The organism is Pseudomonas sp. 58 R 12 (assembly GCF_900005865.1).
Classification (GTDB): Bacteria; Pseudomonadota; Gammaproteobacteria; order Pseudomonadales; family Pseudomonadaceae; genus Aquipseudomonas; species Aquipseudomonas tritici.
The window spans coordinates 434,885-447,523 of sequence record NZ_CVTP01000017.1; the positions used below are offsets into that span (position 1 = coordinate 434,885).

Here is a 12,639-nt window from a genome sequence, read left to right on the forward strand (position 1 = left end):
GCCATGGAGGGCCGCCATGGCCTACAGAATTCACATCCTCGGTGCAGCGGGCGCCGGTACCACGACGCTGGGCAAGGCCTTGGCCGAACGCTTGAACGTTGCCTATTTCGATTCGGACAACTTCTACTGGCAGCAGACGCCAGACCCTTTCACCGTCGCGCGACCCAAAGATGAACGCATCCGCTTGCTGCAGGAACAAGCCGCCGATCTTGAAGGCTGGGTGCTGTCCGGCTCACTGTGCGGCTGGGGCGACCCCATGATCCCGCACTTCACCCACGTAGTATTCCTGCGTCTCGACTCGCAATCACGCCTGCACCGTCTGCGCCTGCGGGAAGTGCAACGCTACGGCGATGCGATCCTGCCAGGTGGTAGCCGCCATGAAAACAGCGTCGCGTTCCTGGCCTGGGCCGCCCGCTATGATGGCGGTAACCACAGCCTGCGTAGCTTGCGCCGGCATGAAACCTGGCTAAAGGCGCTGACCTGCCCGGTGACGCGGCTGGACTCTACGCACCATTCGGTTGAGGGGTTGGTGAGTCAATTGATGCCGTCGGTGTGCCGAGCAAGCGGGAGATGATGCCTTGGGGCGTGGGCTCGGTTGAGGTCGTGTCAAACCGGCGCACACTCATCCCCCACCCCGGCGCAAACCCCGGGAAAAATACCAACCCCTCGGCCTCCAACCGAAATGCCAATGCCAGACGGGTTTCATCACCCACATCTCGCTGGCTTTCAAACTGTTGAATCGCCTCCGCCGACACACCTGCCAGGCGGGCCAGGTCTTCCCGGCTCCAGCCCAGCATCGCGCGTGCCTGTACGCTGTGTTTGGCGGTGAATTGATGCAGGACGATCTGCTGTTCTACGAAAGAGCTCATTGCCAGAGAGGACATGGGGTTTCTCCAGGGTTCGACGGGGGAGGACAAACTATACTGTGTTTTTGTACAGTTGTTTTGACCGCTCATCAACTGGATTTGTACTCACCCACTAATCCACCCCCGGCGCCTCACGAATGATCAAGTGATCCAGGTTCTCGATATTCGCGCTGAACACCCCAAATGTCTGCTCGGGGTTTTTCTTGCTCGGCACCTGTTTCAGCTCCGGGGTCACCCCGTAGAAGAAGCAATACAACGCCCGCTCGCTGTCCACCGCAGCCTTGATCTGCTCCAGGAACGCCGTGCGCATGCGGTAGTTATCGATAAGCTTTTTGTTCAGGTACACGTTGACTGAGTAGGGCTTTTTATCGAGCCACACCTTCTTTTCGAAGTCGATGCGAAAGCTGCTGGTGTAGTCCTTGATCGCCTTGATCTTGCCCCAGTAGATCAAGCCCTTGTTGTCTTGCAGGTATTCGATCTTCTTGAAAAACGTCCAGTAGCTTGCCGTGTGCTCGCCGATCTTCAACGGCATGCTCTTGAGCTTGTCCTTGTCGTCGATGTTGGACACATAGCATTCCACTGGGTGGGCGAAGACGCTGGTTTTGTCTGGGGTGCTGTCGTTGGTGCTGTGGGATGTGGATACACGAATTGAAGGTGTTTTCGCTGCATTTTGAGGGCTGCTTCCTTCCGCGCCGGTCAGTGGCGCCTTGCGCTCGTACTGACGCCGTGTAAGCACAAATTCCGATGGGAAATTTTCCTCGCGCTCGTCGTCACCTTCATCCGTCGCGGTTTTGTGCGTGCTGGCGTAGCGGCAGCCGTCGATATGCCGGGTGCTGGTTTTGTTCTTGAAATGCGGCGTGCGCTGGTAGTTAACGTTCTTCGCGTTGAAAGTGCTCAGCGTATTGCCGCCCTTATCAAACGCTGCGCGGCAGGCATCATTGGGGCACAGGAAACTGTCCTTGTCTGAGTCGAAATCAGCGGTTTCGTCGAAATTCAGGTCTCGTACGTCGTAGATCGATAGCTTGTCGTCGAGACTCAGGCAGTAGGCCGTGTCGAATTTCATGGGGCTCGGGTCCGTGAGATGAGTAGCGCGATACTACGCAAATATCAGCCCTATGGAGATCAAAAATGTGGGAGCGAGCGCCTCCCACATTAGATGTGTAGTGTTGGGGGCGGCGGGTTCTCAGCCACGCGTCGCCCACTCATGAAGCACAAGGTGCCACCGATTGCTGTGAGTGCACCAAGGGCATAGAACATGCTGGCGGGCGCCGCATTGATCAATAGATAACCACAAATCACCGGGCTCATCGCTCCGCCAAACGCCGCCAGGTTCTGCGCACCGTAGTAACTGCCGCGCAGGGCATCGGGAGCGATGGTGTCGATAAACAGGAACTCCGAGGGGTAGATGATCATCTCGCCCAAGGTGAATACGAACATCGCCAGGCACCAGGTGAGCAGGCTGTCGGCCAGGCTGAACCCGATCAGCCCGACAATGAACAGCAAGGTGCCGAGCACGATCCAGTAACGCAGTTGCTCACGCTTGAGAAACCGCCCGATCTGGTACTGCATCAAGATCACGGTGACGGCGTTGCAGGCCAGCACCGCAGACAGAATCTTCAGCGCCTCGGCGGGCTTGTAGGCCACCAGCAAAAACTGCGACAGATACAGGGTGTAGCGCCCGTGGACAATGGTGCTCAGCAGGCTGCCGCTGGTGAACAGGATCAGCGTGCGGTCGCTGCGCAACGTGCGCAAGGTGCTGAGGAAACTCAAGGGTTTGTGGCTGTCATCCCGTTGGGTGGGTGGAATGCCTATCATCAGGAATACGCTACCAAACGCGATGGCGCTGGCGATCAGAAACGGCGCCAACTGCATATGGCCGGCAATCACCACGCCGACCATCGGGCCAGTGGCATAGCCGACGTTGGTCAGCGTGTAGCGCAGGGAAAACACCTTGGCGCGATCACCCACCGGCAGGTTTTCGCTGATGATGGCTTTGGAGCCAATCAGGAATAGCGCCGACGCCGCTTCGGTGATCACCAGGGTCAAGGTGGTGAGGTAGAGGTTGCTGGCAAAGGTCAGCAACAGAAAACCGATGGAGCTGGACAGCATGGCCAGGATCAGCAGCTTGCGCTTTTCCAGGCGGTCGATGATGTAGCCGCCGTACAGGCCCAACAGTGTCGCGATGAATACGGCGATGCCCATCAGCAAGCCGATGTCCTGCTGGTTAAGGCCCAGGCGCGTGCTGAGCAGCAAGGCCAGCAGCGGGCTGGTCATGGCACGGCTGACCACGATGGTCACCGAGCAGATCAGCAGGCGGCGGATTACCAGGGAGTAGGTGACCACGGTGGGCGAGCGTCCTTTTTATTGTGCCAATGCACCACACATCAAATGTGGACACAGATCAATGTGGGAGCAGGCAAGCCAGCGCCCACATTCAGATCATTTTACTGGCCGGCATTGATGGAGATTTTTTCCACTGCACCTTGCTCCAGATCCCACTTCTTCAGGATCTTGCCGTAGGTCCCATCATCAATCATGCCCTGCAACGCTTCACTGATCGCCGTGACCAACTCGGTGTTGCTCTTCTCAATCCCGAGCCCCGTAAACTGCTTGGAAATCGCCAGGCCCACCGGCTTGTACTTGCCCTTGTCCAACGACATCAAATAAGGAATCGTCTCGCTGCCCTGCATCGCCGCATCCAGGCGGTTCTGCTGCAACTGCGCCCGCGCATCCGCCGAGCCCTCAGTACCAATCACCACGATCGCTGGCTTACCCGCTGCTTCGCAGTTTTCCTTGCTCCACGCGGCAATTTCCGACGGCCAGGTGGTACGACGGCTGGTGCCGACTTTTTTACCGCACAGGTCAGTCAATTCCTTGATCTCTTCACGCTTGGCCAGGGTGTACAGCTGCGGGCCACTGGTGAAGTAGTCGATAAAGGTCACCGACTTCTGGCGTTCGGCGGTGTCGGTCATGCCCGACAGCACGATGTCCACGCGCTTGGTGGTCAGGCCGCTGAGCATTTGCTCGAAGCCGGTTTCCTGCCATTTGATCTTCACGCCCAGGCGTTCGGCGAGGGCATTGCCCAAGTCGAAGTCGAAACCAGTGAGCTTATTGGTGGCGGGGTCCTTGAAATCCATCGGTGGATAATTCGGCACGATGGCCGCGCTGATCTCACCCTTGTCCTTGATTGCCGCCGGCAATGCCGCCAATACACAGGTGGAAGCCATCAGGCCTGCGAGCAACGTTGGGATAAACAATTTTTTCATGGGGGCGTTCTCGTTAGTTTTCTAGTTAAGTGCGAACGGCAGAAATGAAGCTTTGGGTACGCGGGTTTTGTGGGCTTATTAGAATTTCTTCGGGGCTGCCGGCTTCCACAATCTGGCCGGCATCCATAAACACCATGCGGTTGGACACTTCGCGGGCGAAGCCCAACTCATGGGTGACCACGATCATGGTCATGCCGGTGGTGGCCAAATCGCGCATCACCGACAGCACTTCTCCTACCAGCTCCGGGTCAAGGGCTGACGTGGGTTCGTCGAACAACATCAATTTGGGGCGCATCGCCAGCGCTCGGGCAATCGCCACGCGCTGCTGTTGCCCACCGGATAATTCCACCGGGTAGGCATTTCGTTTGTCCGCCAGGCCCACGCGAGCGAGCAACTCCAACGCATCCTCAATGGCTTCCTTGGGCGAGCGCTTGAGCACCTGGCACGGGCCTTCGATGATGTTCTGCAGCACGGTCATGTGCGGGAACAAATTGAAGCGCTGGAACACCATCCCGGTGGCCAAGCGCTGGCGGGCGATCTGCGATTCATTCATCTCGTGCAGCTTGTTGCCGACCACCCGGTAACCCACCAGCTCGCCGTCGACCCACAGGCCACCCTTGTCGATTTTTTCCAACTGGTTGACGCAACGCAGCAGCGTGCTTTTACCCGAACCCGACGGGCCGATGATGCACATGACTTCGCCTTGCTCGACCTCGATATTGATGTCGCGCAGCGCGTGATATTCGTCGTAATACTTGTTCAGGTTGACGGCCTTTACGATGCTTCTCATGGGGCAAATCTCCTCAACCCAGACTTACGAACGCTTGCCGGCGCCGCGGGCAAAACGACGCTCGAGGCGGCTTTGACCAAATGAAAGAACAGTCACCACCGCCAGGTACCAGATGCCGGCCACAATCAGCAGCTCCATGACTCGCGCGTTGGCGTAGTAGATGTTTTGCGCGTTGTGCAGCAGCTCCGAGTACTGGATCACGCTGGCCAGGCTGGTCATTTTCACCATGCTGATGAACTCGTTGCCTACAGGCGGAATGATCACCCGCATGGCCTGCGGCAGAATGATCCTACGCAGCGCTTGCAGGCTCGGCATGCCGATGGACTTGGCGGCTTCGTACTGGCCGGTGTCGACCGACAGCAAGCCGGCGCGCACCACCTCGGCGGTGTAGGCGCCCTGGTTGATGCTCAAGCCGAGCAGGGCGGCCACGAACGGTGTCATCAGGTCGACGGTGTCGATGCTGAACAGGCCGGGAATCGCGATCACCGGGAAAATCAGCGCCAGGTTGAACCACAGCAGCAACTGCAGAATCAACGGCGTGCCACGGAACAGCCAGGTGTAGGTGATGGCCACATACCGCAGGATCGGGTTGGCCGACATGCGCATGATCGCCGTGATCACCCCGATCACCACGCCCAGCGCCATCGCCAGGATCGACATGACGATGGTGTTCACCAGGCCCCAGAGGATGGCCTCAGACGTGAGGAACTGACCGATGTAGGACCATTCGATCTGGCCGTTGGCGAATGCACGCAACAGCGCGGCCAATACGATCACGATCAACGTGGCAAAAAACATCCGCCCGTAATAGCGACGCGGCACGTGTTCGTACTGCGTGATATCGAACTGGTTCTCGGACAACTTGCGCTCTATTTCCAAGCGCTCGGCCGGGGTTTGGTTCATGGTGATTCTCCAAAAAAGCGATTACCGCTCTACTCGATCCAACAGTTAAAACCCGATCCAATGTGGGAGCTGGCTTGCCTGCAAAAGCGCCAGCCCAAACACTACAAATCTCCCAGGCTTACATCCGAAACCCCTGATAACTCTCAGCCCATCGCTGCTGCTCAGCCAACGCCACCTTCAACCGCCCAATCTGCTCCCTGACCCGCTCCGGCGCCGTCCCACCCCACCCACTGCGCGCCGCAATCGCCGCCTCCAGGGTCAAGCAGTCCCGCACTTCAGGCAGCAACCGAGCATCCACCTCCGCCAACATCGCCGGCGAGGCTTCCCACAACTCAATCTCATGCTTCTCACAGGCCTGCACCAGCGCGCCGGTAATCTCATGGGCTTCTTTAAACGGCACACCACGGGTGGCCAACCAATCCGCCACCTCCGTCGCCAAGGTGAAGCCCATCGGCGCCTGACGCCGCAGCTCTTCCACCTGCACCTTCATGGTCGCAACCATCCCGGCCATCGCCGGCAGTACCAGCAGCAAGGTGTCCACGCTGTCCAACACACTGTGCTTGTCTTCACTCAAATCGCGGTTGTACGACAGCGGCAACGACTTGAGCGTCGACATCAACCCGGTCAAGTTGCCGATCAAGCGCCCAGCCTTGCCCCGCGCCAATTCGGCAATATCCGGGTTCTTCTTCTGCGGCATGATCGAGCTGCCGGTGGCGTAGGCATCGTCCAACACCACCCAGCGAAACTGGCGCGACGACCACAGGCAAAACTCCTCCGACAGCCGCGAAATATTCACCCCGAGCATGCCCGCCACAAACAGAAACTCCGCCACATGGTCGCGACTGGCTACCGCGTCAATCGAGTTTTCGCACGGCCCGGTGTAGCCCATTTCCTTGGCCGAATGCTCCGGCTGGCGCGCAATCGCCGAACCGGCCATGGCTGCCGCACCCAACGGTGACAGCGCTGCACGCGCATCCCAATCCACCAAACGTTGCACATCCCGCAGCATCGACTGCGCATGAGCCAGCAAGTGGTGGGCAAACACAATCGGCTGCGCCTGCTGCAAATGGGTAAAGCCTGGGCAGATGCTCTCCACATGCTGCTCGGCCTGTTCCACCAACGCCTTTTGCAGACCCAACACCTCAGTGGTGATGGTGCGCGCGTGGTCGCGTAGGAAAAGCCGCAGGTCATTCGCGGTCTGATCATTGCGTGAACGCCCGGCGCGCAGCTTGCCGCCCAAGACGCCGAGGCGCTCGGTCAATACGCGTTCGATGAAGGTGTGCACGTCCTCGTCATCCAGGGTCGGATGCAGGCGGCTGGCGGCGAAGTCAGCGCCGATCCCCTCCAGGGCTTCGAGGGTACGCAAGGTCTCCGACTCATCCAGCAAACCGGCGCGCTGCAACTCACGGGCATGGGCACGGGAGCCGGCCAGGTCGTAGGGCGTCAGGCGAAAATAGCGCTCAGGGCAACGCGACAACGCGGCCAATGCAGCAGACGGACCGGTCTTGAAACGAGCGCCCCAAAGGCGGTCGGTGGGCTGGGACATGGGTATTCCTCACGCTTGTTTTTAGAAGAGTCGGAGGCAGTAAAAATAAGTTTTCAACTAGACTGAATCAGCGTCTGACGCGCCGTATTCAAGGTTGCCAAGGGCGGTTGTTTATGTTCATTATCGCCGCCTGGCTATGTTCAAGGACTGGGTTGAAGCCTGTTGAATATGGCACTTGAGGTCAACGCGTATTATGGAAACTCCACTTTCCACTTCTGGAAACCTACCGCCAAAACCCGGCACACGACCGCCCCTGCAGCTGAGCGGGCTGGACTTCAAATTGCTGCGGGTATTTATGGCCGTGGTCGAAGCCGGCGGCTTTAGCGCCGCGCAAAACGAGCTGAACGTGGGGCTCGCGGCTATCAGCAAACAAATCTCCGACCTGGAAATCCGCATCGGCATGCGCCTGTGTACACGGGGGAGGGAAGGGTTCGGCCTGACCGAAGAAGGCAAGTTGGTGTATCAGGCGTCCATCGAGTTATTTACCTCGGTGGACAGTTTTCGCGACAAGCTTAGTTCGGCGCAAAACGAACTCATTGGCGACCTTAGTGTGGGGGTTATTGATAACACCGTGTCCGACGTTAATTCCCCGCTAATTACCGCGTTGGGGAAATTACATAGCGAATCACCAAAAATTAGATTGCGCCTACATGCCTCGCAATTGGACGAAGTTGAACGTGGCGTGGTGGAAGGCCGCTTGATCGTCGGCATCGTGCCGGTGTACCAACGCCGAGAGGAATTTGACTACTTCCCGCTGTACGAAGAAAAAGCCCACGTCTACTGCGCTGTAGGACATCCACTCTTCAGCGCGAGCGACATCACGCCCGACGTGCTGCGCCAATACGAAGTGGTGAACCACCGGTATGCGATCCACCGCGACAAGGCCACCTTCGTCAATTACGACAGCCAGTCCGCCTCGGCCTCACAAGTCGAAGCCGTCGCCATCCTGATCCTCACCGGCCGCTTCCTCGGCTTCCTGCCCGAACACTACGCCTCGCCATTGGTAAGGGAAGGGCGCCTGCGCGCACTGTGTCCGGAGCAAGTTCACCTGAGCACCGCCTTCAACCTCATCCTGCGCCACAACGCCCCGCGCAGCCCGATGGTAAAAGCCTTTGCAACGGCGCTGGGTGTGGACCTCAAAGCCACGACATAACACTCAAGCCAAACACCGTCCCTCCGAGCGACAGAGATCAACTGTGGGAGCTGTCGAGCCCCAGCGAGGCTGCGAAGGGATCGCCTCGGTCTCCTGACGGACCCTAAACTCGGATCGCTTTCTTTTAGGTCGTTATCGTTTTCAAATGAAATAGCTGAATTGTTAGCAAATTTAATAGCGCATTAGCATTTTCGTACTCACAAAATTATCGTTTTCGCCTACCATTCCCTAATAGTTATCGTTTTTTAGCGTTCGTTAGGGGATTCGACCATGCAGGTAGGCTTCAAGGCACTCGCTGACCGCTACCGTATCGCGCTTGCACAGCCACTACGCGTCGAATCGGTAATCGGTACGACCCGTATGAGCCACGAGAGCAATGGACATGTCGAGCGTAAGTACCCCCTCAGCTACCAACCCTCGGACGACTTTGCAGGGCATTTCGAGTTCGGGCTCAAGTACGAAGAAATTCACCTCGAATTCTTCGCTCGCCTATTTGCTGCCGCCGGCCCCGAACCCGTTGAAGCCTGGTGCCGGCAAACGCCCTTTGGTCAATATGCCCGCCGCACCGGATTCCTGTACGAATGGGTAACCGGACGGCAGCTTGATGTGCCAGACGTAACCAATGGCGGCTATGTCGATGCTGTTTCATCGCAGCATTACCTGACCCGCGTTGAGCCTCTGAGGATACGACGCTGGCGCATCAACGATAATCTTCCCGGCGTGCCAGCGTTCTCCCCTCTGATCCGCCGTACCGAAGCTGTACAAGACGCGCTGCAGTTTGATCTGGGTGCAGCACTGCGAGAACTGAACCAGACCTTTGGCGCCGATATCCTGATGCGCACGGCAAGTTGGCTGACGTTCAAGGAGTCGCGTGCCAGCTTCTTGATCGAGAGAGAGGCAGACAAAGCCGACAGGATCCAGCGGTTTGCCCACGTGATCGCCAAATACTGTGGCCATATCGAGGATCCGTTGAGCAACGAAAGCCTGCACACGTTGCAAGCCGGTATTTTGGGAGGCGAGGCTCTCGGGCTGGGCTTGCGGCGCTCGCCGATCTTTGTGGGGCAGGCGACCATGCGCGAGGACATCGTGCACTACATTGCGCCGCAATTTGAGGTGCTGACGCAACTGCTCAATGGCTTGAAAGCATTCGAGCTGGCAACACGAGGTTCTGAGTCGCTGGCCCGGGCAGCTGTAATCGCTTTCGCCTTCGTGTATATCCACCCCATGCGGGACGGCAATGGTCGGATCCATCGCTTTCTTATCAACGATACGTTGATCCGTGATAATGCGGTGCCTGATGGCGTGATCCTGCCGGTATCAGCCACGATCACAAGTTCGATTGATTTTCGGGCACGTTACGATCGCACGCTGGAGGTGTTTTCGCGACCATTCATGCAACGCTACGCCGCGTCTTATCGGTTTGGCGAACTCGTCGTCTACGAGGACGGCACCCGCAGCAACCTGGTCTTTGATGACTATGAAGATGCGCAATTCGCGTGGCGCTATCCCGATTTGACTGAGCATGTCCTGTATACGGCACAGGTTGTGGCGCATACCGTCCGGACAGAAATGGCTGATGAAGCGCGTGTATTGGTCATTTTTCAGCGCGCTCAGGAGCAGCTCAAAGAAGTGCTGGAAATGCCGGATCAGGACGCAAACCGCGTCATTCGCTCGCTAAAGGAAAATGGCTGGCAGATATCGGGGAAATTGAAAAAAGCTTATCCGCAGTTGGAAGTTGCTCACTTAGCCGAACGGGTAGTGGAAGCGGTGCGATCCGCATTTGAAGAACAAGAATCGGGTAGCGTTAACGAGTGATCGGGATGGGCCTATGCGGCCACTCAACCCCGGGCACCCCATGCTAGTGCGTTACCCAGTCTGACACCGATCAAACGGTGGGAGCTGTCGAACCCCAGCCATGGTGCGATGGGATCACCTCGATCCCCCCGCCAACCCAACCCCCCGCATCACCGCTGCAACCGAGCCCGCCTTTTCTTCTTCGCATGAAAATGCCGAAAATGCGCATCCTGCGCCGCCGCCAGCAACTCCCGATCCCCACGCGTATCGCCCCAGGCCCGCAGCCGATACTCCCCCAGGTCCCCATACACCGCCTCAAGCCGCAACACCTTGTTCTCACACCGGCAGTTATTCCCGGTGAGCTTACCGGTCAGCACCCCATCCACCACCTCAAGCTCAGTCCCGATCAACTTGATCCCAAGACGATCGGCAAACGGCTGCAACACCAACGTCGGCGACGCCGAGCACAGCGTCACCACCGCGCCCGAACCTAACTCCTGCTCCACCGACAGCACGCCGGCCGGGCGCATCAACCGCGCCCAATTGCGCTGGCAATACTCCTCGGCCTTCTGCTGCACCCACGCCTTCTCCACCCCGGTCATAAAGGTGCGGATCAACTGCGCCTTCAACTCATCCCGGCTGATCTGCTGCAACAAAAAGCGCAGACCTGGCACCGCCAGCTTGACCATCCGGCCATAAAACTCACCGGTGCCAAAGGCGAACTTGAGGAACGGCACGAAACTGTCGTGGTGGGTGAGCGTGCCGTCGAAGTCAAAGACGGAGAGTACTTTGGCGTCAGCGGGGCCGGCTTCGAGCATGTCTGGGTTCACGGGTTGGCCTCGGTCCTATCTAGTATTTTTAGGTGCGTGTCAGGTGTGACAGCGGGAGATTACTCCCGTGCCAATCTTTGGACTTTTGTAGAGCCCGTCGATGAAGGCTACCGATACTTTATCGGTGCAACACTGATGGCAATTGGGATGCAAGGCTACAGCATTGCTTGTACGATCCGAACCCTTCTCGGCGAGGTGATCAGCGCGATGTGCTTCAAGAAATGGCAAATCAACGCGCATAAAAAAGCCCTGAACAAGTCAGGGCTCCTTGATGTTGCTTGGCTTAGGAGTTAATCCCAGCTCAGCGCGCCGCCTGTTTGGTACTCGATCACACGGGTTTCGAAGAAGTTCTTCTCTTTCTTCAAGTCCATGATCTCGCTCATCCACGGGAACGGGTTGGTGGTGCCCGGATACTCTTCTTTCAAACCAATCTGCGACAGGCGACGGTTAGCGATGAACTTGAGGTAATCCTCCATCATCGCCGCATTCATGCCCAGCACGCCGCGCGGCATGGTATCGCGCGCGTATTCGATCTCCAGCTGAGTCCCTTGCAGGATCATCTGGGTCGCTTCTTCCTTCATCTCGGCATCCCACAAATGCGGGTTTTCGATTTTGATCTGGTTGATCACATCGATACCGAAGTTCAGGTGCATCGACTCGTCGCGCAGGATGTACTGGAACTGCTCGGCGACGCCGGTCATTTTGTTGCGACGGCCCATGGACAGGATCTGGGTGAAGCCGCAGTAAAAGAAGATGCCTTCCAGCACGCAGTAGTAGGCGACCAGGTTACGCAGCAGTTCTTTATCAGTCTCGACAGTGCCGGTTTCGAACTTCGGATCGGAGATCGAACGGGTGTACTTCAGGCCCCAGGCAGCCTTTTTGGCGACCGATGGAATCTCGTGGTACATGTTGAAGATCTCGCCTTCATCCATGGCCAGCGATTCGATGCAGTACTGGTAGGCGTGGGTGTGAATCGCTTCTTCGAAGGCCTGGCGCAGGATGTACTGGCGGCACTCCGGGTTGGTGATCAGGCGGTACACGGCCAGGACCAGGTTGTTGGCAACCAGGGAGTCGGCGGTGGAGAAGAAGCCCAAGTTGCGCATGACGATGCGGCGTTCGTCGTCGGTCAGGCCTTCGGGGTCTTTCCACACAGCGATGTCGGCGGTCATGTTGACCTCTTGCGGCATCCAGTGGTTGGCGCAGCCGTCGAGGTACTTCTGCCAGGCCCAGTCGTACTTGAAGGGCACGAGTTGGTTGAGGTCGGCGCGGCAGTTGATCATGCGCTTTTCGTCAACGGCGACGCGGGCGGAGGCGCCTTCGAGTTCGGCGAGGCCTTCGGCGACGTCGAGTTTGTCCAGGGCGGCCTTGGCGCGGACGATGGCGGCGGAGTCACTGGCGGTGACGGCGCGGGCTTCAAGGGCGGCGGCAGCGCCGGCACCGTCGAGGCGGTCCATGTTGGCTTCGGTGGCGTGGCCGGCGTTGGCGCCTTTG

The 12,639-nt window shown here is 58.1% G+C and carries 12 protein-coding genes; 3 read left to right on the top strand and 9 right to left on the bottom strand.

Annotated elements, in window-relative coordinates:
- The first annotated feature begins 16 nt into the window (after positions 1–16).
- Complete coding sequence (locus tag BFP95_RS14920) at positions 17–574, top strand: AAA family ATPase (RefSeq protein ID WP_065910371.1); 558 nt, start codon at positions 17–19, stop codon at positions 572–574.
- On the opposite strand, the gene BFP95_RS29010 is transcribed toward BFP95_RS14920, so the two are convergent.
- The 7 genes from BFP95_RS29010 to argH form a co-directional block, all read right to left on the bottom strand.
- Entirely contained in the window at positions 504–884 is a 381-nt protein-coding gene (locus tag BFP95_RS29010; protein ID WP_083207121.1) for a helix-turn-helix domain-containing protein, read from the bottom strand. The genes BFP95_RS14920 and BFP95_RS29010 overlap by 71 nt on opposite strands.
- A gap of 94 nt (positions 885–978) precedes the next feature.
- Positions 979–1,929 (bottom strand): hypothetical protein, encoded by a 951-nt coding sequence (locus BFP95_RS14925; RefSeq protein WP_065910376.1) that lies wholly within the window; start codon positions 1,927–1,929, stop codon positions 979–981.
- 89 nt (positions 1,930–2,018) lie between these two features.
- Positions 2,019–3,209, bottom strand: coding sequence for an MFS transporter (locus BFP95_RS14930; protein WP_065875411.1), 1,191 nt, complete (start codon positions 3,207–3,209; stop codon positions 2,019–2,021).
- A 101-nt stretch (positions 3,210–3,310) separates the two neighbouring features.
- A complete protein-coding gene (locus BFP95_RS14935) occupies positions 3,311–4,132 on the bottom strand; it encodes an ABC transporter substrate-binding protein (RefSeq protein ID WP_065875412.1) in 822 nt (273 codons plus the stop codon).
- 25 nt (positions 4,133–4,157) lie between these two features.
- Entirely contained in the window at positions 4,158–4,922 is a 765-nt protein-coding gene (locus BFP95_RS14940; protein ID WP_065875413.1) for an amino acid ABC transporter ATP-binding protein, read from the bottom strand.
- A gap of 24 nt (positions 4,923–4,946) precedes the next feature.
- Entirely contained in the window at positions 4,947–5,825 is an 879-nt protein-coding gene (locus BFP95_RS14945) for an amino acid ABC transporter permease (RefSeq protein WP_025859372.1), read from the bottom strand.
- Positions 5,826–5,943: 118 nt separating this feature from the next.
- Entirely contained in the window at positions 5,944–7,371 is a 1,428-nt protein-coding gene (gene argH / locus BFP95_RS14950) for an argininosuccinate lyase (RefSeq protein WP_065875414.1), read from the bottom strand.
- 193 nt (positions 7,372–7,564) lie between these two features.
- On the opposite strand from argH, the gene BFP95_RS14955 reads away from it, so the two are divergent.
- The gene (locus tag BFP95_RS14955; protein WP_065875415.1) at positions 7,565–8,524 is read left to right on the top strand and encodes a LysR family transcriptional regulator; all 960 of its coding nucleotides are present in this window, start codon (positions 7,565–7,567) and stop codon (positions 8,522–8,524) included.
- A 270-nt stretch (positions 8,525–8,794) separates the two neighbouring features.
- Complete coding sequence (locus BFP95_RS14960; protein ID WP_065875416.1) at positions 8,795–10,339, top strand: Fic family protein; 1,545 nt, start codon at positions 8,795–8,797, stop codon at positions 10,337–10,339.
- Between the two features lie 149 nt (positions 10,340–10,488).
- On the opposite strand, the gene BFP95_RS14965 is transcribed toward BFP95_RS14960, so the two are convergent.
- Positions 10,489–11,136, bottom strand: a complete 648-nt coding sequence (locus tag BFP95_RS14965; RefSeq protein ID WP_065875417.1) for an HAD-IB family hydrolase — start codon at positions 11,134–11,136, stop codon at positions 10,489–10,491.
- 302 nt (positions 11,137–11,438) lie between these two features.
- On the bottom strand, positions 11,439–12,602 hold the full coding sequence (locus BFP95_RS14970; protein WP_175405967.1) for a ribonucleotide-diphosphate reductase subunit beta: 1,164 nt from the start codon (positions 12,600–12,602) through the stop codon (positions 11,439–11,441).
- Positions 12,603–12,639: the final 37 nt, after the last annotated feature.

Bases quoted from the DNA above. Each gene is read 5' to 3' on its own strand.
- BFP95_RS14925 (WP_065910376.1), bottom strand. From the start codon at position 1,929: ATGAAATTCGACACGGCCTACTGCCTGAGTCTCGACGACAAGCTATCG.
- argH (WP_065875414.1), bottom strand. From the start codon at position 7,371: ATGTCCCAGCCCACCGACCGCCTTTGGGGCGCTCGTTTCAAGACCGGT.
- BFP95_RS14945 (WP_025859372.1), bottom strand. From the start codon at position 5,825: ATGAACCAAACCCCGGCCGAGCGCTTGGAAATAGAGCGCAAGTTGTCC.
- BFP95_RS14960 (WP_065875416.1), top strand. From the start codon at position 8,795: ATGCAGGTAGGCTTCAAGGCACTCGCTGACCGCTACCGTATCGCGCTT.
- BFP95_RS14920 (WP_065910371.1), top strand. From the start codon at position 17: ATGGCCTACAGAATTCACATCCTCGGTGCAGCGGGCGCCGGTACCACG.
- BFP95_RS29010 (WP_083207121.1), bottom strand. From the start codon at position 884: ATGTCCTCTCTGGCAATGAGCTCTTTCGTAGAACAGCAGATCGTCCTG.
- BFP95_RS14965 (WP_065875417.1), bottom strand. From the start codon at position 11,136: ATGCTCGAAGCCGGCCCCGCTGACGCCAAAGTACTCTCCGTCTTTGAC.
- BFP95_RS14970 (WP_175405967.1), bottom strand. From the start codon at position 12,602: ATGGACCGCCTCGACGGTGCCGGCGCTGCCGCCGCCCTTGAAGCCCGC.
- BFP95_RS14955 (WP_065875415.1), top strand. From the start codon at position 7,565: ATGGAAACTCCACTTTCCACTTCTGGAAACCTACCGCCAAAACCCGGC.
- BFP95_RS14940 (WP_065875413.1), bottom strand. From the start codon at position 4,922: ATGAGAAGCATCGTAAAGGCCGTCAACCTGAACAAGTATTACGACGAA.
- BFP95_RS14935 (WP_065875412.1), bottom strand. From the start codon at position 4,132: ATGAAAAAATTGTTTATCCCAACGTTGCTCGCAGGCCTGATGGCTTCC.